Origin of the sequence: Curtobacterium sp. Curtsp57 (genome assembly GCF_047324335.1) — a bacterium.
Taxonomy (GTDB): Bacteria; Actinomycetota; Actinomycetes; order Actinomycetales; family Microbacteriaceae; genus Curtobacterium.
In genome coordinates this window covers 3,778,715-3,803,131 of record NZ_CP168511.1, presented here as the reverse complement: position 1 = coordinate 3,803,131, position 24,417 = coordinate 3,778,715, and the positions used below count along the sequence as shown (strand labels likewise).

Sequence of the window (24,417 nt, the reverse complement as noted above, 5' to 3'; positions counted from 1 at the left end):
CCGGCCGTGCCGGTGGGGGGAGGCACGGTGCCAGCTGGCACCGAGCCTCCAGTCCGGAACGGAACGCGACCGAGCCGCTGCCGCAGCTCGCCGGGTCAGCTCGCCACGGCGCGGAGCTGCGCGATCCGCGCCTCGAGCGCGTCGGCGACGTCCTGGTGCCGTCGGTCGATGACCGCACCGATGTCCTTCGCGAGCTGCGGCGACGACCGCACGATGGTGTCGATCGCCTCGACCGGGACCACGAGCACCGTCACCTCGGTCAGGGCGACCTGGTTGGTCTGCACGACCTCCCGCGTCAGCGCGGTCTGCCCGACGTAGTCGCCTGCTTCGACCCTGGACGCCGGGAGCTGCTCGTCCTCGAACGGGACGCGGAGCTCGACGCTGCCGGACAGGACGAACCGCAGTGCCCGCGGAACGACTCCGGGGCGCATGATCGTCTCCCCCGCCGCGTACCGCTCGAGCCGGACGACGGGGCGCAGCGCGATCGCGTCGTCTGCGCCCAGGTAGAGCGTCGGCGCGATCGTGTCCACGGCGGCGTCACGGCGCTCGTCGGTGACGAAGTCGTCCGTGGTGTCACCGTCGAGCCCGAGCCCGGCACGACGTGCGGCGTACCAGAGCCACAGCCGGAACACGGCGAGCGCGTCGCCCTCCTGCGACGGCCCGCGCACCTCGAACGACACCGAGTAGGCCGCTCCGCCGATCGGCACCGCTGACGGCGTCGTACCCGGGTACTTCTGCGGGAGTTCCGCCGCGATGCGCTGGAGCAACGCCACGACGGCCGCCGGCGGGTCGTCGGTCGTGAAGGTGACCTCGGTCGACACCGGGAACGTGCCGCCCGTCCTGGACAGGTTCGTGAACGACGCCCCAGCGAGCGACGAGTTCGGCATGATCAGGATGCCGTTGCCGGTGTCGATGTGCACCGACCGCCAGTTCACCTCGACGACCCGGCCCCGCGCGCCGCCGGTGTCGAGCCAGTCACCGAGGCGGAACGGCTGCTCGAACAGCAGGAACAGGCCGGCGATGACCGGGCCGACCGCTGACTGCAGCGCGAGGCCGATGACGAGCGACCCGACGCCGAGCGCCGTGAAGATGCCGCCGACGTCCGCGTTCCAGACGAGCTTGAAGACCAGCGCAAGCCCGAGGGCGATGAGCACGATCCTGGCGATGTCCACGAAGATCGACGGGATCTTCTCGCGCCAGGTGCCCTTCCTGGCGTTCGTGAACAGCATGATGTTCAGGCCGTTGAGCACGAAGATGATCACGAGGAACCCGAGGACGGTCCCGATGATCCGGTTCGCCGTCACCTCCTTCGGGTCGACCGCCTCGGTGACCTGTGTCGACAGGATGAAGATCGCGATGAGCGGGACGACCGCGTTCCGGAGCAGGCCGATGATCTTGTGCAGGTCGTTGCCGCGCCGCTGCAGGTTCGACTGCCACTCGGTGAGGACGAGCAGCACGACCGGCAGCCCGATGATCACGACGATCGCCGGCCAGAACCAGTCCTGCTGCCAGAACGGGGTCATCGCGCACTCCTGACGAACTTCCACACCCGCTGCGGGCCGCCCTGCGTCTCGACGAGGCCGGCCTCTTCCAGGTCGTTCCGGTCGCCGAGCTTGTCGACCACCCGCTGCGTCGCGAAGACCCCTGGTGTCGGCGCGATGCCCTGCACCCGGAAGGCCAGGCTGACGGCGTCGCCCCACATGTCGTAGATCAGGCTCGACTTGCCGACCAGGCCGCTCGTCACCTCACCGGTGTCGATGCCGGCCCTGAGGCCGATCGATGCGCCGTTCTGCGCGTTGAACCGGTCGATGACGGCCTGCGCGTCCGCGGTGAAGTCGACGACCCTGCGGACGTTGTCCACCCGGGGCACCGACAGGCCGCAGCTCGCCAGGTACCCGCTCCTCGTCGACCGCACGCGTTCGACGCCGTGGCGCTGTGCGGCGTCGTCGAAGGACCGCCAGACGTCGTTCACGAGCGCGAGGGACTCCTCCGCCGACAGGTCCCTCGCGAAGTCGTCGAACCCGATGATGTCGGCGTAGACCACCGCGACGTCCTGGTGGTCAGCTGCGATCGTCTGGTCGCCCTGCTTGTACCGCTTGGCGACCTCGTCCGGCATCATCGTCCGCAGCAGCGCGTCGTTCTGCCGTCGCTGGTCGTCGAGCAGGTCCTGCTTGACCTTGAGGCTCCGGCTCATGTCGTTGAACGCGAGCCCGAGGTCGCCGATCTCGTCGCCCTGCTTCGCGCGGACCTCGACGCCGATCTCGCCCGCGCTCACGCGGTTGACCGCGGTCTGCAGCCGTCGGATCGGCCGGACGAACACCTGCGCGAGCAGCAGCGACAGCAGGGACACCAGCACGATGATCCCGACCAGGGCGAGCCCGATGTTCCTGGTGAGCTCGTTGATCGGCGCGAACGCCTCTGACGTGTCCATCTGCGCGACCACCACCCAGCGCAGGCCGTCCACCTCGAGCGGGGCGTAGGCCGCGAGGGTCTCCTTGCCGCGGTAGTCGTCCGCGACCACCGTGCCGGTCTTGCCCTGCAGGGCACGGGTCACCGGCGTGGTGTTCACCTGCTGGAGCAGGACCGACCCCTTGACCTGCAGCTCGCGCTTCGCCGTCGCCGGAGCGGTGCCGGCCGAGACCACGTCCCGCTCGTACTGCTTCGGGTGCTCGAGCAGCTGACGCGGGTACGACCGCATCAGGTCGTCGTCGCCGACGAGGTACGACTCACCGGTGTCCCCGAGGCCGTCCTTCGCCCAGTGCTGGTCGCCCGTCATGACCTGGTTGATCAGGTCGACGGGCACCTGGACGGCCATGACGCCGATGATCTTGCCGTCCTCGCCGACCGGCGACATCACCCAGAGGGTCGGGACGTTCAGGCTCGGGACGTACCGCGCGAAGTCCGTCACCACGATGTCGTCCGAACTCGTGAGCTGCAGCGCCTCCTTGTACCCGGTCGCCAGGTTCGAGTCTCGGTAGGGCCCGTCCTCGACGTTCGTGCCGAGGTCGGCACCCGCGTAGGCGGAGTAGACCACGTTGCCGTCCGTGTCCATCAGGGCGAGGTCCTCGTAGCCCTGTGCCTCGACGATCTGCCGGAAGTACGGCTGGTACTCGGCGTGCGCGGCGGACCAGGAGCTGCCATCGCCTGCGTCGTCCTGCCTGATGGCCTTGTCGTAGTCGTCGAACGGCGCCGTGTACCTCGCCTGCAGGTACGCCTGCGGGTCCTGGGTCGGTGCGAACTGCTCCGGGTTCGCCGTGCCGCCGCTGCGGGCATCGAGCTGCGGGACGAAGGTGTCCTGGTACCAGCCGTCGACCTTGCTCCGGTCGCTCGCCGACACCGGGGTGTCCTGCAGGTCGTCCCATCCCGACGTGAACGCCTTCGTGGCGCCGATGACGCTCGCGTTGCGGCTCTGCGACACCACCGTCTGGGTGAACTGGTTGAACGATCGCTTCAGTTCCGTGATGCGCGACTCCCGCAGCGACGTCACCTGGTTGAGCGCCGCGGTCTGGAGGGCGTTCCGGCCGTTCACGTACCCGACGGCCCCGATCACCAGGGCCGCCAGCACGCTCACACCGAGGAGCATCACGAGCAGCTTCGACTGGATGTCGAGCGAGCCGGTGGTGACGAACCGACGCCAGCGCCCCTTGCGGCGTGCCGGCTGGTCGATCACCCGGATCGACCCGGTTCCGGTCCCGGGCTCTGCCGGCGGGATCGGGTCCGCGTCGGGGGCTGCTGGAGGGACTGCTGTCACGGGAACTCCGATCAGGAGGCACGGCGATCGCGTGCACAGGGAACCGGTGGTGCAGCGCCGCGAGATCGGCGTTCAATCACAAGTACCACGTGTGCAACACGCGTGTCAGCAGTTGCTCTGGGTTGCTCGCGCGTCACGAGTCGATGGCGCCGGTTGCTGCCTCGATCGGGGTGTTCTGCTGGAGGTGCAGCATCGCGTAGATGCCGTCGAGCGCCAGCAGTTCGTCGTGCGTGCCCTGCTCCACGATCCGACCGTGATCGAGCACGAAGATCACGTCGGCGTCACGCACGGTGGAGAGCCGGTGCGCGATCGAGATCGTGGTGCGCCCCTGTGCAGCGGCGTCGAGGGCCGTCTGCACGACGCGTTCGGAGATGGAGTCGAGCGCACTCGTCGCTTCGTCGAGCACCAGGACCGGCGGGTCCTTGAGCATGACCCGCGCGATCGCGATGCGCTGCTTCTCGCCGCCGGACAGTCGGTAGCCGCGCTCCCCGACCACGGTGTCGTACCCGTCGGGGAACGAGGCGATCGTCTCGTGGATGTTCGCCGCGCGAGCAGCACGCTCGAGTTCGTCGTCCGTGGCGCCGGGTTTGGCGTAGCGGAGGTTGTCGCCGATCGTGGCGTGGAACAGGTAGGTCTCCTGGCTGACGATCCCGACGTGCCGCATCAGGTCCTCGTGCTCGAGGTCACGGACGTCGGCGCCGGCGAACCGCACCGAGCCCTTCGTCGCCTCGTAGAGCCGCGGGACGAGGTACGAGACGGTGGTCTTGCCGGCGCCGGACGGCCCGACGAACGCGGCGAACTGCCCGGGTTCGAGCTCGAACGAGACCCCGCGGAGCGTCGGCTTGTCGGGTTCGCCGTCCGGGTAGGTGAACGTCACGTCGTCGAAGGCGACGTGGCCCACGCGGGTCTCGTCGACCTTGCCGGCCGTCGGCGAGTCCGTGATCGCCGGCTTCAGGTCGAGGTACTCGAAGATGCGGGCGAACAGCGCGCCGGAGGTCTGCAGGTCGAGGACGACGCGCAGCAGCCCCACGGTCGGGAACAGCAGCCGAGACTGCACCGTCGTGAACGCGACGATCGTGCCGGCCGTGATCGGGACGCCGCCGAGGACCAGGTAGGCGGCGACGAGGTAGATGATCGCCGGGATGATCGACAGGAAGATCTGCACGATCGCGAAGAACCACTGGCCGGACATCTGCTGCCGGACCTGCAACGCGATCTGGTTGCGGTTCTCGTCGCCGTAGCGGTGGGTCTCGCTGCGCTGCTGGTTGAAGCTCTTGGCGAGCAGGATGCCCGAGACGCTCAGGGCTTCCTGCGTGATGGCGGTCATGTCGGAGAGCGACTCCTGCGTCTGCCCGGCGATCTTCGCCCGGACCTGACCGACCTTGCGCTGGGCGATGACCAGGAAGGGCAGCAGGACGACCGCCACCAGGGTCATCTGCCAGCTCAGCAGGAGCATCGCGACCACCGCCGCGATCACCGTGACCGTGTTGCCGAGCACCGACGAGATCGTGTTGTTCAGCACGCTCGCGACGCCGCCGACGTCGTTCTGCAGGCGCGACTGGATGACCCCGGTCTTCGTGCGGGTGAAGAAGGCGAGCTCCATCCGCTGCAGGTGGGCGAACAGACGCATGCGCATCGCGCCCATCACCTTGTTGCCCACCGTCGCCGTGAGGTACGTCTGCCATACCCCGACGCCGGCGCTGGCGATCCACAGGACGACCATCGCGGTCACCAGCCAGAACAGCACCGGCAGGTCGGGTGTCCCCGACTTCGGGAACAGCCCGAGGTCGAACGCCTTCTGCGTCAGGAGCGGCGGGATCACCGAGAGGGCCGCCCCGATGAGCACGAGCACGACCGTGAAGACGATCGACCGACGGTGCGGGACGAAGAGGCCGGCGATGCGTCGCAGCAGGTGCGGGATCCGTGGCGCCTCGGCGTTGGCGGCCTTCTGTGCGTCGTAGTCGCCGCTCGAGATCCGGCCGCCGCGACCGCCGCCACCACCACCGCGCATCCCCGGCATGCTCATCGCGAGGGTCCTTCCGCCCGGTGCCCACCGGACGGTGCGCTCACTCGAGCAAATGTATCCCCGGGCCCCGACGTCGGGACGCCACCTGCACGGATCTGTGGAATTGACCCCCATCCGGGGCCGTGCGAGCATGATCCGTCCCGTTCCCCGCACCACGAGGTCCCATGTCGTCCGCGCCGCCCCGCCCCGCAACGTCCCTGCGTCACCAGCTCGCGCGACGGAAGCCGATCGACCAACTGCAGTCCGAGTCCGCGACGGGCGTGAACGGTGAGCCGCTGCGCCGGACGCTCGGGGTCTGGCACCTGACGATGATCAGCGTCGGGGCGACGCTCGGCACCGGCATCCTCGTCGTCCTCGGCACCGCGGTGCCGCTCGCCGGCCCCGCGGTGTGGATCTCCTTCGTACTCGCCGGCGTCGCAGCGCTGCTGTCGGCGCTGTCCTACGCGGAGATGGCCGGCGCCGTCCCGACCTCCGGCTCGAGCTACTCGTACACCTACGCCACCATGGGCGAGGGGATCGCCTGGGTCTGCGGCTGGTGTCTGGTGCTCGAGTACGCCGTCTCGGTCGCGGCCGTCGCGGTCGGTGCGAGCGAGTACGTCGACGAGACCCTCAAGGTGTTCGGGCTGCACCTGCCGACCGCGCTGGCCGCGCCTCCCGGCGAGGGCGGACTGGTCAACCTCCCGGCGGCGGCGCTCGTGCTCATCGCGACCGCGATCCTGATCCCCGGTGCCCGCGAGAGCGCCTGGGTGAACACGCTGATGGTCGTCGTGAAGATCGCGCTGCTGGTGTTCTTCGTCGCCGTGGCCTTCACGGCGTTCCGGACCCAGAACTTCGAGCCGCTCGCCCCGATGGGAGCCGCGGGTGTGACCGCTGCGGCGTCACGGCTGTTCTTCTCCTACATCGGGTTCGACGCCGCGTCCACCGCGGGCGACGAGGCGAAGAACCCCCGCCGTGACCTCCCCCGCGCCATCATCGGGTCCATCGCGCTCATCACCGCGCTCTACATCCTCGTGGCCATCGCCGCGATCGGTGCCCGGCCCTGGACGTCGTTCTCGTCCACCGAGGCGTCCCTCGTCCGCATCGTCGTCGACGTGACCGGCCAGCCGCTCGTCGCCCTCGTCTTCTCGATCGGTGCCGTCATCGCGATCGCGAGCGTCGTGCTGACGGTGCTCTACGGACAGACCCGCATCCTGCTGACCATGGCGCGCGACGGACTGGTCCCGCGGGTGTTCGGGCGGGTCTCGCGGCGCACGGGCACCCCGATCGCGAACACCCTGATCATCGGTGTCGTCGTGACGATCGTCGCCGCCCTGGTACCGCTCGGCGAACTCGCCGACGCGACGAGCATCGGCACGCTCGTGGCGTTCGCGCTCGTGAACGTCTCGGTGATCATCCTGCGCCGGTCGCAGCCGGAGCTCGAGCGGTCCTACCGGGTCCCCCTGTTCCCGGTCGTCCCGATCCTCGGTGCGCTGTGCTGCGTCCTGCTCGCCGTGTTCCTCGGCATCGGCACGTGGATCGCATTCGGCATCTGGATGGTCGCCGGCGCCGCGCTCTACCTGCTCTACGGCCGCCGCCACAGCACCCTGTCCTGACCACGGCGCTGGCCGCGCGCGGCCCTTGCCGCGGGGCCCTGGCCGCTCGGCCCTGGCCGCTCGGCCCTTCCGCGAAAGCGACAGGTTCCCGCCCGCATTCGGCGGCACCCTGTCGCTCGTGCGCACCGGACAATTCCACGATGTCATAATGTGTCGCTTCGGCGCCACACGGAGACGTCACCGACATGGCACCCCCTGCTGCCGGAACAGCGCCCGGAGCCGCTCCGGCGCGACGAGGTGCGACCAAGTGACCCGAACGAACCGACGCACCTCGGCCCTCGCACGGAGGCGGTCCTCGCGACGCTTCTCGTCCCAGAGGACATCACGCGGGGCTCTCCCCGCGAGCATTGCGGGATCGTCGTACTTCTGACGGCCGTCGAACTCGACGACGATGCCCAGTCGTGGCAACCAGAAGTCGACGCGATCGACCGTTCCGTCAGGCGCGACGAACTCGTGCTGGGGCTCGAGGTCGGGGCAGCCGAGTTCCGCTGCGCGGGCCGCGAGGTAGGACTCACCGACGGACTCGTGTCGAGCGTCCGCGATCTCGAGGGCATGCTCGAGCCGCACCGATCCCCACGGACCCGTCTCCGCGGCGATCTGCTCGAGTTCCGCGGCCGACACGCCCCGTCGGAGTGCGTCGTCGATGACCACGACGGCCGCCGACAACGAACTCCGACGAGCGAGTTCCACCACCGTCCATGCGCGTGACGAGAACGGCACGCCCCAGAACAGGCGCCCGTCCGCCCCGACGTGTCCGGCGTGCAGCGTCAGACCGACACGGTGGACGTCGTGGTCGAGTGACGGCACGGCCGCACGGACCCGGTCCGGCCACGGATCGAGTCTGGGGAAGCCGAGGATCGCAGCCGCCGAGTCGAGCGCGAACAGGGCGCCTGGCCTCAGGAGCGGGATCACCGCCCGCATCCGGACGAGGTGCCGAGAACGACCGTCGAGCGCCTCCCACGGGTTGCGCTCGACGTACACACCGTGCCGTATCCGGACGAGTTCGTCGGCCGCACGTCGCCGCTGGAGATGTCGCGCTGCGGCACGGTCGAGCGAGGTGGTTCGGAAGAGGTCGATGTCACGAGCTGTGCACATACCCGCACGCTGTCGCCCTGGCGGACCGAGTTGGCGCGCTGTCCAGCGATCTGTGGACTGATCGTCCGCTCCGGTCGATGTGGAGTCTGACGTCAACCCGACGCTGTGCCTCGTGGTCCCATTGTCACTGCCGCCGAAGCGACTTCCACCCGCAAGACTTCGGCGGCAGACTGTCGCTTTCGCGGAAGGACGCCGCCGGCAGCCGCCCGCGCCCGGCCGCCCGCCCGCCGAGCCGCCCGAGCCGCCGCGCCCGCACACGACGAAGGCCGCCACCCCGAGGGGCAGCGGCCTTCGTGACCGGATGGTCGAACTTACGCGAGCTCGACCGTGGCGCCGGCGGCCTCGAGGGCCTCCTTCGCCTTGTCGGCCGTCTCCTTGTTCGCACCCTCGAGGATCTTCGCGTCGGCGGTCTCGACGAGCGCCTTGGCCTCGCCCAGGCCGAGCGACGTGAGGCCACGGACCTCCTTGATGACCTGGATCTTCTTGTCACCGGCGGACTTGAGGATGACGTCGAACTCGGTCTTCTCCTCAGCGGCCTCGGCCGGAGCGGCAGCGCCGGCCGGAGCGGCAGCGGCGACCGGGGCGGCCGCGGTGACCTCGAAGACCTCTTCGAACTTCTTCACGAAGTCCGAGAGCTCGATGAGCGTGAGCTCCTTGAAGGCCTCGATGAGCTCGTCCTGCGAAAGCTTCGCCATGATTTTCTCCTACTACTTACTGATGCGTGGTGTGGTTGTGGAACGCGAGCCTGATCAGGCCGCGGACTCCTGCTTCTCGCGGAGGGCGTCCACCGTGCGGACGGCCTGCGAGAGGGGTGCGTTGAACAGGTACGCAGCACCGAACAGCGAGGCCTTGAAGGCGCCGGCGAGCTTGCCGAGCAGAACTTCACGGGACTCGAGGTCGGCGAGCTTGTCCACCTCGGTCGCGGTGAGCGGGTTACCGTCGAAGTAACCGCCCTTCACCACGAGCTCGGGGTTCGCCTTGGCGAATGCACGCAGCGACTTCGCGACGGCGACGGTGTCACCGTGGACGAAGGCGAGAGCGGACGGACCGGCGAGCTCGTCGTCGAACGACGAGATGCCGGCGTTGTTCGCCGCGATCTTGGTCAGCGTGTTCTTCACCACGGCGTACGTGGCGTGCTCACGGATCGAGTTGCGGAGCTCCTTGAGCTGCGCGACCGTGAGACCGCGGTACTCGGTGAGCAGAACGGCGTTCGAGCTACGGAAGGACTCCGTGAGCTCGGCGACCGCAGCTTCCTTGTTCGCCATGGTTCTCCTTGGGGTTCTTGCCGGTAGCCCCGGGTCCCGAACTGTGACGAACACAGCAACTGTGACGAACACAGCCACCACATGAAAAAAGCTCCGGCGCAGAGGCTCGGAGCTGCTCCCCCGCGAACGGATGGAGAGGTTCTGAACACCTGCGCGGGTTGCCTCATGGATGAGGACCTTCGCTTGCTGCGCGAGCGCAGCAAGAACCGGCGGTCTTTGGCTTCGAGAACTGTACCAGATGCAGTGGTCGCCACCAAACACCGGACGGGAGGCTCGGTGCGGCCTGGCACCGGTCCTCCCGTCCGCCAGCTGGCGCGATTCGACCACCTACGCGCGATTCGGCACGTCGGACCAGGCGCCAGCAGCACCAGCCGCGTCGGGCACCGGCTCCGCGGGCAGGTGCACTGTGAACACGGTGTTCCCCGGCTCACTGGCCACGTCCACGGATCCACCGTGGGCCTGCACGACCGCGTCCACGATCGCGAGGCCGAGGCCCGTCGACCCGGCGGTGCGGGACCGTGAACTGTCCGCACGGGCGAAGCGCTCGAACAGCTTCGGCAGGAACTCGGGGTCGATCCCCTGGCCGGTGTCCCGCACGGTCAGGTCGACGCCGCCCTGGACCGGAGCGATCCCCACGGTGATGCGGGTGCCGTCCGGCGTGTGGGTCCTGGCGTTCGTGACGAGGTTCACGATGACCTGGTGGAGCCTCGCGGCGTCGCCGAGCACCACGACGGGCGACGACGGCACGTCCACGTCGATCGGGTGCTCAGGGGACGCGGCGTGGGCGTCGTTCACGGCGTCGAGGACCAGCCCGGTCAGGTCGACGTCGTCGAACTGGATCTCGCGCCCTTCGTCCAGCCGGGCGAGGAGCAGCAGGTCCTCGACCATCGAGGTCATCCGCACCGACTCGGACTCGATCCGGCTCATCGCGTAGACGACGTCCGGCGGCAGGTCCCCACCCATCCGACGGGTGAGTTCGGCGTACCCCCGGACCGACGCCAGCGGGGTGCGCAGCTCGTGCGAGGCGTCCGCGACGAACTGCCGCACCTTCTGCTCCGAGCGCTCGCGGGCCTGCATGGCGCCGCCGATGTGCCCGAGCATGCGGTTGAACGCACTGCCGACGCGGCCGACCTCGGTGCGGGGATCGGTGTCCGGTACGCGGACGCCGTCGAGGGCGTCGCTCCGCTCCAGGGGCATCCTGGCGACGGCCGAGGCGGTCTCGGCGACCCGTTCGAGCGGACGCAGCGATCGCCGGACGACCACCGCAGCCACGATCGACGCGGCGATCAGCGCGCCACCGACGACGACGATCACGACCCAGAGCAGTGACCACACGCTCTGGTAGACGGGCGACATCGGCAGACCGACCACGAGCACGGCGTCGTCGAGGTAGCCGTTGTCGACGCGGACGGCGGCGACCCGGTAGCTGCCGGTACTCCCGAGGCCGATCGTCGCGGGTGCCACACCGACCTTCACCTGACCGAGTCGCTGCAACTGGTCCGTCGACAGGGACGTGGGCGACCCGTCGTCCTGGATGACGATGCCGCCGGCACGACCACTGGTGAAGTAGTAGGCGGTCAGGGTCCCCGCCGCCTGGCCGGCCGGGCGCAGGACGTCGTCCCCGGGCGGCTGGTCGGTCTGGCCCTGCCCGAACTTGTTCGTGGCACGCTTCGTCGCGGTCTGCAGCTGCTGGTCGATGGCGCCGGTCTGGATCGAGGCGAGCGCGATGATGCTCCCGGCGCCGATCACCGCGCTGACCGCGACGACCAGGGCGACGATGCTCAGGACGAGTCGACGGCGGAGGGTCACGGGAGTCTCAGGAGACGGGCTTGATGACGTAGCCCACGCCGCGCACCGTGTGGATCATCGGCTGCTCGCCGGCGTCGATCTTCTTGCGCAGGTACGAGATGTAGATCTCGACGACGGAGGACTTGCCGCCGAAGTCGTACGACCACACGCGGTCGAGGATCTGCGCCTTCGAGAGCACACGACGCGGGTTGCGCATGAGGAAGCGGAGGAGCTCGAACTCGGTGGCGGTCAGCTCGATCGAACGGCCGGCGCGGGAGACCTCGTACGACTCCTCGTCGAGGACCAGGTCACCGACGACGATCCGCGAGTCGCCGGCCTCGGAGACGGAGATCTGGGAGCGGCGGATGAGCCCCCGGAGCCTGGCGACGACCTCCTCCAGCGAGAACGGCTTCGTGACGTAGTCGTCGCCGCCCGCGGTCAGGCCGGTGACCCGGTCCTCGACGGAGTCCTTCGCGGTGAGGAACAGCACCGGGGTGTCGTCGTTGTTCTGCCGGAGTCGGCTCAGCACCTGCAGCCCGTCGAGGTCCGGCATCATCACGTCGAGCACCATCGCGTCGGGCTTGAACTCGCGCGCCTTGGCGAGGGCGTCCTGGCCGCCGTTCGCGCTCGTGACGTCCCAGCCCTCGTAGCGGAGGGCCATCGACAGGAGGTCGGTGAGGCTGGCCTCGTCGTCGACGACGAGGATGCGCAACGGCGAACCGTCGGCACGCGTGAGGCGCGGGGCTGCGGAGGTCTGGGAGATGGTCACGTCTTCGAGTATCGAGAGTTTCCTATGAACCGTCTGAGACGGACCGAAGTGCCGTCTGTGGATGATCCGGCAGGGTTCCACGGGTGCCGCCCGTAACGTCGAGGCATGATCCGTTCCACGGCATGGCCCATCGCGTCCGGCGTCGACACCGCGCGTCTCGAGGAGGCGGCCGGGAGGCTCGGCTCGTCCCCGGCGGACCGGCTCACGTTCACCAGGTGGGTCGCCACCACCACCGCACCCCTGACCGCGGGCACGGCCGGTCCGGTGTTCGCCACGCTCGCCGCCGTCGCGGCCGTCGACGTCGCACTCGCCCGCACGGTCGAGCCGCACCTCGATGCGCTCGGGATCCTCGCGCAGGCCGGGGTCGACGTCCCCGAGGGGTCCACGTGGGGCGTGTTCGCCGCCGAGGCACCGGGGCTGCGGCTCGAGGTCGACGACGCCGGTGTCCTGACCGGGACGAAACCATGGTGCTCGCTGGCCTCGGTGCTCTCGCACGCGCTGGTCACGGCACACCGCGGCGACGAGCGGCAGTTGTTCGCCGTCGACCTGCGACACGAGGGCGTCACCACGCACGACGAGGCCTGGGTCGCCCGCGGGCTGCCCGACGTGCCGAGCGGGCCCGTCGACTTCGACGGGGTTCCGGCCGAGGCGGTCGGTGACCCCGGCTGGTACCTCGACCGGCCGGGGTTCGCCTGGGGTGGGATCGGCGTCGCGGCCTGCTGGTGGGGTGGTGCCGTGGGGCTCGCCCGGGTGCTCCGCGCACACGTCGCATCGCGCCCGGACGCCGAGCTGCTGCGGGTCGCGCTCGGCGCCGTCGTGGCGGACCTCGCCGACGCGGAGGACGCCATCGCCGGTGCCGCCGCAGCGATCGACGCCGAGCGGGACGAGGACTGGGCGCTCGTGGCGCAGACCGTCCGGTCGCGTGTCCGTCGTGCCGTGGACGACGTGCGCACACGGGTCGTCGGGGCGCTCGGTCCCGCGCCGCTGACGTCCGACCCGGCGATCGCCGCCCGCGTGGCCGACCTCGAACTCTACGTCCTGCAGGACCACGGCGACCGGGACCTCGCGCGCATCGGCCGGATGGTCGTCGAGCGTGGCGGTGTCGCATGGTGAGCTTCGACCACCGGCAGCCCGGCACCGACCCAGCAGCCTGGTCGGCGTTCCTCGCCTCCGTCCCCGCCGGTGCGGTCGACGTCGCAGCGTACGCGTCCGTCGTGGTCGTCGCGCCGCACCCCGACGACGAGACGCTCGGCGCCGGCGGGCTCATCGCGACCGCAGCGGACGCCGGTGTCCCCGTGCACGTCGTCCTGGTGTCGCTCGGCGAGGGGTCGCACCCGGACTCCCCCACCACGACGGCCGCCGAACTCGCCGACACCCGTGCGTCGGAGTTCCGGGCGGCGCTCGGGACCCTCCACCCGTCCGTCACGTCGGAGTTCCTCGGGGTGCCGGACGTCGGCCTCCGCGAGCAGCCCGACACGCTGCGCGACGCACTCGTCGCCCGACTCGACGCCGCACCGGCACGGACGCTCCTCGTCGCACCGTGGCGCGGGGACGGGCATCGTGACCACCGGGTCGCCGGCGAGGTCGCCGAAGCCGTCGTGCACGATCGGGACGACGTCGACCTGCTGTCCTACCCGATCTGGGCGTGGCACTGGGACGACCCGACCGCGTCGGCGGCGCCGTGGGGCGAGGCCCGGGCCCTGGCGTTGTCCGCGGCCGTGCTCGACCGGAAGCGCCGTGCCCTCGCCGCGTACCGGTCGCAGGTGGAGCCGCTCTCGCCGGCGCCCGGCGACGAGGCGATCGTGGACGACCGGCACGCGGAGCACCACCTGACCCCGACGGAGTGGTCCTTCGGGGTGGCGCGGTCGCGGTCGCGCGAGTCGTTCGACGCCCACTACGAACGGAAGCCGGAGGGCTGGGACTTCGACGGCTCCTGGTACGAGCGACGCAAGCGCGCCGTGACCCTGGCGGCGTTGCCCCGGGAGCGCTACCGGTCCGCGCTCGAGATCGGCTGCGCGACCGGTGTGCTCACCGCGGCGCTGACCGAGCGGGCCGACGACGTCCTCGGCACCGACATCGCCGCAGCACCCCTCGAACGAGCACGAGCACGGGCCCCTCGCGCACGGTTCTTGCAGGCGGCGCTGCCGGACGAGTGGCCGGCGGGGACGTGGGACCTCGTGGTCATGTCCGAGGTCGGCTACTACCTCTCCCCGGCTGACCTCGACCGGACGATCGACCTCGTGCTGGACTCCCTCGCCGACGACGGTGTCCTCGTCGCCTGCCACTGGCGACACCCGGACGACGAAGCGGTCTCGAGCGGCGACCTCGTGGACGAACGACTCCGCGCACGCTGGCCACGTCCCGCGCTCGTCCGGCACGTCGAGGACGACTTCGTGCTGACGGTCATGCCGGGTGCCGACGTCCGCTCGGTCGCGCGCGACGAAGGACTCGTCCGGTGACCGGCCGCATCGACGTCGTCGTGCCCGCCCACGACGAGGAGGACCGGCTCGCCGCCTGTCTCGACGCGCTCCGCACCGCGACGAGCCGGCTCGCAGCGGAGCGCCCGGACGTCTCGGTCGGTGTGACCGTCGTGCTGGACGGGTGCACGGACGGCAGCGCGGCGATCGCACGATCGTACGGCGTCGCGGTCATCGAGACGCCGCACGTCGGTGTCGGGCGAGCCAGGTCCCTCGGCGTCGCGCACGCCGTGCGGGCTGCCGGGGACCCGGACGCCGTCACGCACTGGCTCGCCCACACCGATGCCGACTCCCGGGTCGACCCCACGTGGCTCGTCCAGCAGGCCGACGCGCTCGCCCGCGGGTCGCACGTGCTCGTCGGTGCCGTCGTCCCGGACCCGGACGACCTGGACCCCGTCGTCCTCGACCGCTGGACATCGGCACACCCGCCCGGTGCCGCGCTCGGTCACGTGCACGGCGCCAACCTCGGGGTGCTCGCCGCCGCGTACCGCGTGCTCGGCGGCTTCGACCCGGTCCCCGAGCACGAGGACGTCCGCCTGGTCGAGCGTGCCCGCGCCCTCGGACTCCGTGTCGACGCGACGATCGAGGCGCCGGTCGTGACGAGTGGACGGTTCGCCGGTCGGACGCCTGGCGGGTACGCCGAGCACCTCCGCCAGACCTACGGCGACGCGTCCTGAGCAGTACTTAGACACCTCTTAGGGACGCGATGGCCCGGCCACAACCAGCGTTCGTACGTTCTCCTCATTCCCGCACCGGCCCCACCGGTCACACCCCCGAGGAGAACCATGTTCCTGACCTACCTCAGGCGCGAGCTCACGAACCGCAAGAAACAGACCGTCATCATCGCGATCGGCATGGCGCTCGCCATCGCACTCGTGGTCATCGTCTCCTCGATCTCGAGCGGCGTGAAGACCGCGCAGTCGAGCGTCCTGCAGTCGGTGTACGGCGTCGGCACCGACATCACCGTGTCGAAGACCGCGACGCCGTCGTCGAGCGGCGGACGGCCGAGCTTCGACTTCGGCGGACAGGACTCGTCCGACTCCAGCGGCAGCACGAACCTCTCGCAGTCGCGGCTCGCCGTCTCCCCCGGCACGAGCACGCTGTCCGCGGCGAACCTGAAGACCGTGACCGCGACCGACGGCGTCAAGGCGGCGACCGGTGTCCTCACGCTGCAGAACAGCACCTTCTCCGGAACCGTCCAGCAGCAGGACTCGAGCAGCGACAGCAGCGACAGCAGCAGCAGTGGGACCAGCACCCAGCAGGGACCCCCGAGCGGTGGCGGTGGTGGTGGCTTCGGCGGCGGCTCGTTCGACGTCGACTCCTTCAGCGTGACCGGCATCCCCGTGTCCGGCGACGCGGTCGGCCCGCTCACCAGCACCGAGATCACGAAGGGTCGCACCTTCGCCGCGAAGGACGCCGGCAAGGACGTCGTGGTGCTCGACGCGAGCTACGCGAAGAGCGAGTCGAAGGCGGTGGGCGACACCGTCTCCATCGGCGGGACCGACTTCACCGTGATCGGCATCGTCTCCTCCACGGGCTCCTCGAGCACGACCGGGTCGAACACCTACATCCCGCTCGACACCGCGCAGGCCCTCGCCGACCTCGACGGCAAGGTCACCTCGATCTACGTCTCCGCGGAGTCGTCCTCCGACGTCAGCACCATCAAGGCGGCGCTGCAGAAGCAGCTCACGAGCGCCACGGTGTCCACGGAGTCCGACCTCGCGTCGAGTGTCTCCGGTTCGCTCGCCACCGCGTCGAGCCTCGTCTCGAACCTCGGCACGTGGCTGTCGATCCTGGTGCTCGCGGCGGCGTTCCTCATCGCCATCCTCTTCACGATCTCCGGCGTCACCCGACGCACCCGTGAGTTCGGCACCCTGAAGGCCATCGGCTGGTCGAACGGACGCATCACCCGGCAGGTCGCCGGCGAGTCCCTCGTGCAGGGCCTCATCGGCGGCGTCATCGGTGCGGCGGCCGGTCTGATCGGGATCCTCGTGGTCAACGTCATCGCGCCGACGATCTCGGCGAGCGCCTCGACGAGCACCCGCGGTGCAGGCGGAGGCGGCGGGATGCCCGGCGGCGCGGCGACCGCGGCAGCGGGCAGCGGCACCACCGGCGGAGCCCCTGCCGGCGGGTTCGGCGGCGGTGGAGCGAGCACCGCCTCGACGACCGACGTCGTCCTGCACGCCCCCGTGACGGTCGAGGTGATCCTGCTCGCGATCGGCCTGGCGATCCTCGGTGGCCTCATCGCCGGTGCCCTCGGTGGCTGGCGTGCGAGCCGGCTCCGTCCGGCCGAGGCCCTGCGGAGCGTGGCCTGATGACCGACGACACCGCCGCGACCGAGACCGACACGACCGACACGACCGACACGACGACAGGAGCAACCGTGACCACCACCGAGACCGCAGCGCCCACGGCGGACGCGACCCGTGCCTCCAGTCCGATGTACCGGCTCACCAACGTGAGCAAGACGTACAAGCAGAAGAACCGCACCGTCACCGCCCTGACGAACGTAAACCTGACCATCCCGCAGGGGCAGCTCGTCGCGATCCAGGGGCCGACGGGCGGCGGCAAGTCGACGCTGCTGCAGATGCTCGGCGCGCTCGACCGGCCGAGTGCCGGATCGGTGCTCCTCGGCGAGCGCGACGTCGCGAAGCTCGGGGACGGCGCACTGACGAACGTCCGTGCGACGGAGATCGGGTTCGTGTTCCAGAGCTTCAACCTCATCCCGACGCTGACGGCGCTCGAGAACGTGGAGACCGCGTTCGCGGGGTCGCTCGCGAACCGGGCACGATCGGAGATCCGGACGCGTGCGACGGCCGCGCTCCGGGAGGTCGGTCTCGGTGAGCGCCTCGACCATCTTCCGGCCGAGCTGTCCGGCGGGCAGCAGCAGCGCGTGGCGATCGCCCGCGCGCTGGTGAAGAACCCGAGCGTCCTGCTCGCCGACGAACCGACGGGCGCGCTCGACGAGGGCACGCGGGACGAGATCATGGGGCTCATCGAGCGGCAGTGGAAGGACCGCGGCCTGACGGTCGTGATCGTCACGCACGACTCGTGGGTCGCCAAGCGAGCGGAGCGCCGCCTGCACATCAAGCAGGGTCAGGTCCGCGAGGCGTAGCGCCCGGGCGCTGACGGCTCGCCGCACGACCGAGAGCACGCAGCACCGCGGGATCCCGTGGTGCTGCGTGCTCTCGGTCGTGCGCGGCGCGTCCGGCTACTCGCTGCCGGGGTGGTCCACGGGGTAGTCGCAGTACGCGAACCAGGTCGAGTCCGGCGACCACGGCGGCACGTTGACCGTTCCCTGCCCGCCGTCGAGCGTCACCAGGGTCTCGGGTACCGGCATCATGCGGGCCCCACGCACGAGGGCACCTGGCAGGAGCCGGAGCTCCACGCGGTGGTCGGCCGGGTGTCCCTGCACGCCGGGTTCGTACGACAGGTACAGCAGGTGCGCGCCGTCCGGTGACACGTGCGGGAACCAGTTCACCCGGTCGTCGTTCGTGATCCGCACGGGCTCGGTCGCGCCGGGCCACAGGGCGACGAGCTGGGCCGTCCCCGGGCTGAAGCGCTCCGAGTTCCAGACGAGCATCTCCCCCGCGTAGGAGACGCCGTCGTCCGGGTGCTCGTCCCGGGTCAGGAACGTCGGCTCTCCCGACGCGACGTCCACGAGCGCGACATCGGTCGTCCAGACGCCGTCCTCGCTGCGCTCCCCCACGATCGCCGCGAGCGCCCCACCATCGGGTGCGATGCCGTGCAGGTAGTACTTCCGGACGACGGGCAGGGCGTCGGCCGCGTGGGTGAGCGGCGCCGAGGCTCCCCCGGCCGGCAGCGGGATGCGGTAGAGGTCCCCGTCGCGACTGCTCACCACGACGGACTTCCCCGAGGGGTCGAGGACGTGGTCGTTGTTGATCTCGGGGACGCCGGGCATCGGGACCCGTTCGAGGGCGCTCTCGTCGAGGACGGTGTCGGCGTCCGGGATCCGCAGCAGCCAGAGGTCCCCGTCGCCGTTCAGCACCAGGGTCCGGTCGTCGAGGACGTTCGGTGCCTCGACGAGGACGGTGGAGCTCTCGAACACGAGTCTCGGTTCGCGCCGGTCGACGTCGTACACGTGCACCCGGCTGGTCTGTCCGGGCAGCAGCTGCCGCCCGCGTGCGTCTGTCATGCGTCCATCCTGCCGCGCTGCGCGCCGCTCGTCCCGAGCCGTCCCGTGCCGTGCCTCACGCGAAAGCGACAGATCCCGGGCAACTCCTGCCCGGGATCTGTCGCTTTCGCGGAAGGGAGCGTGCTGGTCCGCCTACTTCACCGCACCCGCGGTCAGGCCGGCGACGAACTGGCGCTGGACGATGAGGAACGCGATGACGACCGGGATGCTCACGACGAGGCTCGCCGCCATGATCTGGTTCCAGTACACGTTGGTCTGCGTCGAGTACTGCTGCAGACCGACCGCGAGCGTCTGCCCGTTGCCGTTCGTCATGACGGAGGCGAAGAGGACCTCGCCCCATGCCGTCATGAACGAGTAGATGCCGACCGCGACGAGACCCGGGCGGGCCGACGGCAGGATGATCCGGAACAGCGCACCCATCGGGCCGGAACCGTCGACCATCGCGGCCTCGTCGAGTTCACGCGGGATGGTCTCGAAGTACCCGGCGAGCATCCAGATCGAGAACGGGAGCGTGAACGTCAGGTAGGTGATGATCAGACCGGTCCAGCTGCCGACGAGCTGGATCCCGAGCGAGTTCCCGAGGTTCGTGAAGATGAGGAACAGCGGCAGCAGGAACAGCACACCGGGGAACATCTGGGTGGAGAGCACCGCGGTCGTGAAGGTGCTCTTGCCCTTGAAGTTCCACCGCGACACCGCGTAGGCGGCGAACGTGGCGATGATGAGCGAGAACACCGTCGCGACCGTGCAGACCACGAGCGAGTTGATGAAGTACTGCCCCAGCGGCACCGTCGACCACATGTCGATGAACGGCTGGAAGGTGATGTTGGTCGGGATCCACGTGAAGTCGTTCTGCACGTCACCGAGCGGCTTGATGGCCGTGGTGATCATCACGTAGAGCGGCACGACCGTGAAGACGGTCAGGAGTGCCAGGACGATGATCTTGAAGGACTTTGCGCCCACTGTTTCACGCACGGACGGACCTCCGGTTGGTCACGGCGAGGTAGATGCCGGTGACGACGAGCAGGAAGAGGAGGAGCAGGACGCTCATCGCAGCACCGGAACCGAAGTTCCAGGTGATGAACGAGGCGTTGTAGATGTGGAAGCTGAGCAGGTCGGCCGCCGGCGGCTGTGCCGTCGAGCCGAAGAGCACGTACGGCGTGTTGAAGTCGTTGAAGGTCCAGAGGAACATCACGAGCACGAGCGTCACGTTGACCGGGCGGACCATCGGGAGCGTGATCGAGCGCCACTGCCGGAAGGGCTTCGCACCGTCGACCGAGGCTGCTTCGTACACGTCGGCGGGGACGGACTGCAGACCGGCCATCAGCATCAGGAACGCGAACGGCCAGGTCTTCCAGATCGCCACGACCACGACGGCCACGAAGGCGTTGTTGCCGATGAGCCAGAACGGCCCGCTTCCGCTGACCAGGTGCAGCTGGTCGACCAGGATGTGGTTGATCGCACCCGAGTCGCGCTGGAACATGAACTTCCACGTGATCACGCCGGCGTACATCGGCAGCGCGTACGGCACGAGGAACAGGGTGCGGAACAGCCCGCGACCCTTGAACGGCTTCTGCAGCGCGACCGCCGCCATCATGCCGAAGCCCCACGAGAGGCCGACGACGAGGATCGTGAACGCCACGGTGATCAGGAACGAGTTGAGCAGTCCCTTGCCGATCGCCTGGTTGAAGTCGACGGCCACCTGGTAGTTGTGCAGGCCGGCCCACGGCGCGGCGCCCCAGTTCGCGATGAAGTACTTGGTGAGCTGGACGAAGCTGATCCAGATGCCGGTGAGCATCGGCACGATGTGGATCAGGAGCTCGAAGAGGATCGCGGGACCGACGAGTGCGTAGGGCAGCCACTGGAGGCGGCTCTTCTTCCCCTTGTGCGGAGGACGCGACAGGGTCGGCGCCTTCGTGTGCGTCAGGTCGATGGCCTCGGAGTCGGGCAGGACCGTCGTGGACATGGGCAGGGCCTTTCGGCTGAGGAGGGTTCGGGTGCTGCGCCGGCCGTGGCAGCGGCCGGTGGAGGTGAGGGGTGGAGGCCCGGGGCGGCCTTGCGGACGCGCCCCGAGCCTCCAGGGTGGATCAGCCGTTCGCCTGGGACACCTGGTCCTGGGCGGTCTGCAGCGCGGACTTGATGTCACTGTCGGACACCGTGCCGCCGGTCGCGATCTTGGCGAACATGTCGTTCATCGCCTTGCCGACCGTGGACTCGAACTGGTCCTCGGCGGGCACCAGCGGGAGCGGCTTCGCCTTGTTGTTGTAGATGTCGAGGAACGTCTTCGTCTGCTCGTCGGTGACCGAGTCGGCAGCGGAGGCGAGCACCGGCAGGGCCGAGTACGGCTTGTCGAGCGTGGTCTGCGTGGCCTCGCTCGTCATGTACTTGACGAACTTGAGCGCGCCGTCCTTGTTCTTCGTGTTCTTGAAGATCGACAGGTTGATGCCGGCCGGGAAGCTCGCGATGTCCTTGCCGCCCTCGGGGGCCGGGAAGGGGACCACGCCGAAGTCGTCGGCGGACATGCCGTTCGACGTGATCGTCGCGTTCGCGTTGTTCTGCGTCAGCATCATCGCGGCCTTCTTGTTCGCGAAGTCCGAGACCGCCTGGGTGCCGTTGTCGTACTGCGCGTTCGAGGTGTTGACCACCTTGTCGCTCTGCATCAGGTCGAGGTAGCGCTTGATGCCGTCGACGTTGGCGCTCGACGTGAAGGTCGGCTTGCCGCTCTTGTCGAACCACTCGCCGCCGTTCTGCGCCGAGTTGATGAACGCGAAGTGCGCGTTCTCGGTGTACGAACCACCCGCGATGGTGAAGCCGTACTTGCCGTCGGTGGTGAGCTTCTTGGCGTCGGCGGTCAGGTCCTCCCAGGTGGTGGGGGCTTCGATGCCGGCGTCCTTGAACATCTGCTTGTTGTAGTACAGGCCGTAGGCGAGGCCGTAGAGCGGGACGCTCGTGACGGTCTTGCCGGGGGCGCCACCGGTCGAGAGCGCGACCTTGCCGAACTTGTCGGCACCGCCGATCGCCTTCATCTCGGAGGAACCGAACTCCTGGAACGCACCGGTGGCCTGGAGCGACGTCGCCCAGGTGTTGCCGATGTTGACCACGTCAGGGCCCTGCCCAGAGGTGACGGCGGTCTGGATCTTCGTCTGCAGGTCGTTCCAGCCGATGACCTGGAGGTTGACCTTGATCCCGGTCTCCTTCGTGAACTTCTCGAGGACGGGGGTCAGCACCTCCTTGTCGTTCTGCAGGGACGTGCCCTGGTTCGACGCCCAGTAGGTGAGCGTCTTGGAGTCGCCGGACGAACCGGAGCCTCCGGAGGAGCAGGCTGCGAGGCCGGTCACGGTGAGTGCCGCGGCCGCGGTGATGGCCAGTGCGCGGATGGCAGTGCGCATGACTCTCTACTTTCTCGTCGTTGAGATGGTGCAGTGGGATCTGCGGGGTGCTCCGGGTGGAGCGGTTTCGGGTGCTGCTGTGTGGTGTCGGCGGGCTGCGTCGTCCGACGACGTGGTGCGGGGCGGACCCCGGCCGTCAGGCCAGGGTCTGCTCCGCGGGGTCCCAGCCCTCGGGGAGGGTCGGGGAGGGTGCGACGGTGCTCTCCACGAGTACCGCCTCACCACGTTCGGCACTCTCGGCGATGGAGACCATCACGTCGAGGACGTGGAACGCGAGGGCGCCGGGGACCCGGTTCTCCTCGCCTGCACGGAGGGAGCGGGCCAGGTCGACCACGCCGGTGCCGCGCGAGTAGGTGGAGCCGACGGCCGGGATGGTCTCCGGCTCCTCGGAACCGAGCGCGTACAGCTCGGTGTCGCCGTCGAAGTTGTTCGGGTCCGGGAAGACGACCGTCCCGGTCTCCCCCGCGATCTCCACGAAGCCGGTGCGGCCGCGGTCCGACTCGAACGAGAACACGCTCTGCGCGCTCCCGCCGTTCTCGAACTCGATGAGCGCCGAGTGGTTCGTCGGCACCTCGACCGGGAACTCGGTGCCGGCCTTCGGACCGGAGCCGATCGTGCGCGTCGCGCGGGACTTCGACGACGTCGCCGTCACCTTCGCGACCGGGCCGAACGCCTGCACGAGCGTCGTGATGTAGTACGGGCCGATGTCGAACAGCGGACCCGCGCCGTAGGCGAAGAGGAACTCGGGGCTCGGGTGCCACGACTCCGGGCCGGGGCTCTGGAACAGCGTCAGGCCGTTCAGCGGCGTCCCGATCCGACCGTCGCGGATGGTGCGGAGCGCGGTCTGCAGGCCGGCACCGAGGAAGGTGTCCGGCGCGACGCTGACCGTCTTGCCCGCAGCAGCCGCGGCGTCGCGCAGCTGTGCGGCACTCGATCGGTCGAGCGCGTAGGGCTTCTCGCCCCACACGTGCTTGCCAGCGGCGAGGACCTGCAGTGCGACCTCGACGTGGGCGGCGGGGATCGTCAGGTTGACGACGATCTCGATGTCCTCGATCGCCAGGAGCTCCTCGACGGTGCCGGAGCCCGCGACGCCCCACTTCTCCGCCTGCGCAGCCGCGCGGGGCAGGTCGATGTCGGCGATGAAGTGGACCTTCACGTCGGGGAAGACGGTGAGGTTCGAGAGGTACTGGTCCGAGATGACCCCGGCGCCGATGACGCCGACGCCGACCGGGCCGGTCTTCGTGGTGGTCTGGGTCTGTTCGCCCGTCGCGGTGTCGGTCATGCGTCCACTCCCTGCAGGAACGTGTACGAGTCGGCGACGGCCTGGAAGACGTCGCCGTCGTGGTCGTCGAGCTCGATGACGTGCAGGGCGTTCGGCGCAGCCGCGACGATCTCGCGGATGGGCATGACGCCGTTGCCGACCGCGACCTGCTGCTTGTCGTCGTGCGACCCGTCGCCGTCCTTGACGTGCAGGAACTGCACCTTGTCGCCGAGCTTCTCGATGACGGCCACCGGGTCGTCGCCACCGACCTTCGCCCAGTAGGTGTCGAGCTCGAGCACGACGTCGTCGGAGAGGGCACCGGCGAAGACCTCGTAGGCGCTGACGCCGTCGATGCGGTTCGAGAACTCGAACGCGTGGTTGTGGTACCCGAGGGTCAGGCCGTGGTCAGCGGCACGCGGGGCCAGTGCGCTGAGTTCGCGGGCGATGGCCTCGACGTCCTCGCGGGTGGTCCAGCGGGCCTCGTCGATGTGCGGGTCGATCAGCGTCTCGGTGCCGATCGTCGCCGTGGCGTGGAAGATGCGCTCGAGGTCCTGCTCACCCGCGTCCAGCAGACGTGCGTGGCCGCTCGGGGCCTCGAGTCCTGCTTCCTTCAACGCGGCCGCGTACTCGTCGGCGCGGTCCACGTAGCCGAAGAGCTCGACCTTCGTGAAGCCGATGCCGGCGATGCGCTGCAGGGTGCCGGGAAGATCGGCTCCGAGTGCGTCGCGGACCGTGTAGAGCTGAACCGAAAGCGGTTGTGTCACCAGTGTTCTCCTCATCGAGACGGTGGTCGTCACTGACCGAGCGTCACACTACGAGCACTTCTGTCGGCGGTCAAGCAGAAGTCCGCA

20 protein-coding genes are annotated in these 24,417 nt (G+C 69.5%); 6 read left to right on the top strand and 14 right to left on the bottom strand.

The window, feature by feature from the left end:
- Positions 1-95: 95 nt before the first annotated feature.
- From ACEN9V_RS18320 to ACEN9V_RS18310, 3 genes are all read right to left on the bottom strand, one after another.
- A complete protein-coding gene (locus ACEN9V_RS18320; protein ID WP_413601496.1) occupies positions 96-1,523 on the bottom strand; it encodes a mechanosensitive ion channel domain-containing protein in 1,428 nt (475 codons plus the stop codon).
- Entirely contained in the window at positions 1,520-3,751 is a 2,232-nt protein-coding gene (locus tag ACEN9V_RS18315; protein ID WP_413601495.1) for an adenylate/guanylate cyclase domain-containing protein, read from the bottom strand. The genes ACEN9V_RS18320 and ACEN9V_RS18315 overlap by 4 nt, the downstream gene beginning before the upstream one ends.
- A 133-nt stretch (positions 3,752-3,884) precedes the next feature.
- Positions 3,885-5,771: an ABC transporter ATP-binding protein gene (locus ACEN9V_RS18310; RefSeq protein WP_413603087.1), complete on the bottom strand. Its 1,887-nt coding sequence runs from the start codon at positions 5,769-5,771 to the stop codon at positions 3,885-3,887.
- Between the two features lie 170 nt (positions 5,772-5,941).
- On the opposite strand from ACEN9V_RS18310, the gene ACEN9V_RS18305 reads away from it, so the two are divergent.
- Entirely contained in the window at positions 5,942-7,369 is a 1,428-nt protein-coding gene (locus ACEN9V_RS18305; protein WP_413601494.1) for an amino acid permease, read from the top strand.
- Between the two features lie 177 nt (positions 7,370-7,546).
- Here the strand turns inward: ACEN9V_RS18305 and ACEN9V_RS18300 are convergent, their stop codons facing one another.
- From ACEN9V_RS18300 to ACEN9V_RS18280, 5 genes are all read right to left on the bottom strand, one after another.
- A complete protein-coding gene (locus ACEN9V_RS18300) occupies positions 7,547-8,464 on the bottom strand; it encodes a hypothetical protein (RefSeq protein ID WP_413601493.1) in 918 nt (305 codons plus the stop codon).
- 311 nt (positions 8,465-8,775) lie between these two features.
- Complete coding sequence (gene rplL, locus ACEN9V_RS18295; protein ID WP_413601492.1) at positions 8,776-9,159, bottom strand: 50S ribosomal protein L7/L12; 384 nt, start codon at positions 9,157-9,159, stop codon at positions 8,776-8,778.
- Positions 9,160-9,213: 54 nt separating this feature from the next.
- Positions 9,214-9,729 (bottom strand): 50S ribosomal protein L10, encoded by a 516-nt coding sequence (gene rplJ / locus ACEN9V_RS18290; protein ID WP_123655473.1) that lies wholly within the window; start codon positions 9,727-9,729, stop codon positions 9,214-9,216.
- Between the two features lie 327 nt (positions 9,730-10,056).
- On the bottom strand, positions 10,057-11,538 hold the full coding sequence (locus ACEN9V_RS18285) for a sensor histidine kinase (protein WP_413601491.1): 1,482 nt from the start codon (positions 11,536-11,538) through the stop codon (positions 10,057-10,059).
- A 7-nt stretch (positions 11,539-11,545) separates the two neighbouring features.
- Complete coding sequence (locus ACEN9V_RS18280; RefSeq protein ID WP_413601490.1) at positions 11,546-12,286, bottom strand: response regulator transcription factor; 741 nt, start codon at positions 12,284-12,286, stop codon at positions 11,546-11,548.
- Positions 12,287-12,391: 105 nt separating this feature from the next.
- Between ACEN9V_RS18280 and ACEN9V_RS18275 the strand changes: the two genes are divergently transcribed.
- The 5 genes from ACEN9V_RS18275 to ACEN9V_RS18255 all read left to right on the top strand — a co-directional run bounded on the left by ACEN9V_RS18275 (position 12,392) and on the right by ACEN9V_RS18255 (position 17,878).
- On the top strand, positions 12,392-13,399 hold the full coding sequence (locus tag ACEN9V_RS18275) for an acyl-CoA dehydrogenase (protein WP_413601489.1): 1,008 nt from the start codon (positions 12,392-12,394) through the stop codon (positions 13,397-13,399).
- Complete coding sequence (locus tag ACEN9V_RS18270) at positions 13,393-14,745, top strand: PIG-L family deacetylase (protein ID WP_413601488.1); 1,353 nt, start codon at positions 13,393-13,395, stop codon at positions 14,743-14,745. The genes ACEN9V_RS18275 and ACEN9V_RS18270 overlap by 7 nt, the downstream gene beginning before the upstream one ends.
- Positions 14,742-15,440, top strand: coding sequence for a glycosyltransferase (locus tag ACEN9V_RS18265; protein ID WP_413601487.1), 699 nt, complete (start codon positions 14,742-14,744; stop codon positions 15,438-15,440). Before ACEN9V_RS18270 ends, ACEN9V_RS18265 begins: the two co-directional genes overlap by 4 nt.
- A gap of 108 nt (positions 15,441-15,548) precedes the next feature.
- A complete protein-coding gene (locus tag ACEN9V_RS18260) occupies positions 15,549-17,078 on the top strand; it encodes an ABC transporter permease (RefSeq protein WP_413601486.1) in 1,530 nt (509 codons plus the stop codon).
- Between the two features lie 125 nt (positions 17,079-17,203).
- Positions 17,204-17,878 carry an ABC transporter ATP-binding protein gene (locus ACEN9V_RS18255; RefSeq protein WP_413603086.1) on the top strand — a complete coding sequence of 225 codons (675 nt, stop codon included), beginning with the start codon at positions 17,204-17,206 and terminating at the stop codon, positions 17,876-17,878.
- A 96-nt stretch (positions 17,879-17,974) separates the two neighbouring features.
- On the opposite strand, the gene ACEN9V_RS18250 is transcribed toward ACEN9V_RS18255, so the two are convergent.
- The 6 genes from ACEN9V_RS18250 to ACEN9V_RS18225 form a co-directional block, all read right to left on the bottom strand.
- The gene (locus ACEN9V_RS18250; protein WP_413601485.1) at positions 17,975-18,919 is read right to left on the bottom strand and encodes a TolB family protein; all 945 of its coding nucleotides are present in this window, start codon (positions 18,917-18,919) and stop codon (positions 17,975-17,977) included.
- Between the two features lie 132 nt (positions 18,920-19,051).
- A complete protein-coding gene (locus tag ACEN9V_RS18245; protein ID WP_281265119.1) occupies positions 19,052-19,891 on the bottom strand; it encodes a carbohydrate ABC transporter permease in 840 nt (279 codons plus the stop codon).
- A complete protein-coding gene (locus ACEN9V_RS18240) occupies positions 19,884-20,882 on the bottom strand; it encodes a carbohydrate ABC transporter permease (RefSeq protein ID WP_413601484.1) in 999 nt (332 codons plus the stop codon). The genes ACEN9V_RS18245 and ACEN9V_RS18240 overlap by 8 nt, the downstream gene beginning before the upstream one ends.
- A gap of 121 nt (positions 20,883-21,003) precedes the next feature.
- Complete coding sequence (locus ACEN9V_RS18235; protein WP_281265121.1) at positions 21,004-22,305, bottom strand: ABC transporter substrate-binding protein; 1,302 nt, start codon at positions 22,303-22,305, stop codon at positions 21,004-21,006.
- A 136-nt stretch (positions 22,306-22,441) separates the two neighbouring features.
- Complete coding sequence (locus ACEN9V_RS18230) at positions 22,442-23,587, bottom strand: Gfo/Idh/MocA family protein (RefSeq protein WP_413601483.1); 1,146 nt, start codon at positions 23,585-23,587, stop codon at positions 22,442-22,444.
- Positions 23,584-24,330, bottom strand: coding sequence for a sugar phosphate isomerase/epimerase family protein (locus tag ACEN9V_RS18225; protein WP_413601482.1), 747 nt, complete (start codon positions 24,328-24,330; stop codon positions 23,584-23,586). Before ACEN9V_RS18225 ends, ACEN9V_RS18230 begins: the two co-directional genes overlap by 4 nt.
- Positions 24,331-24,417 lie beyond the last annotated feature (87 nt).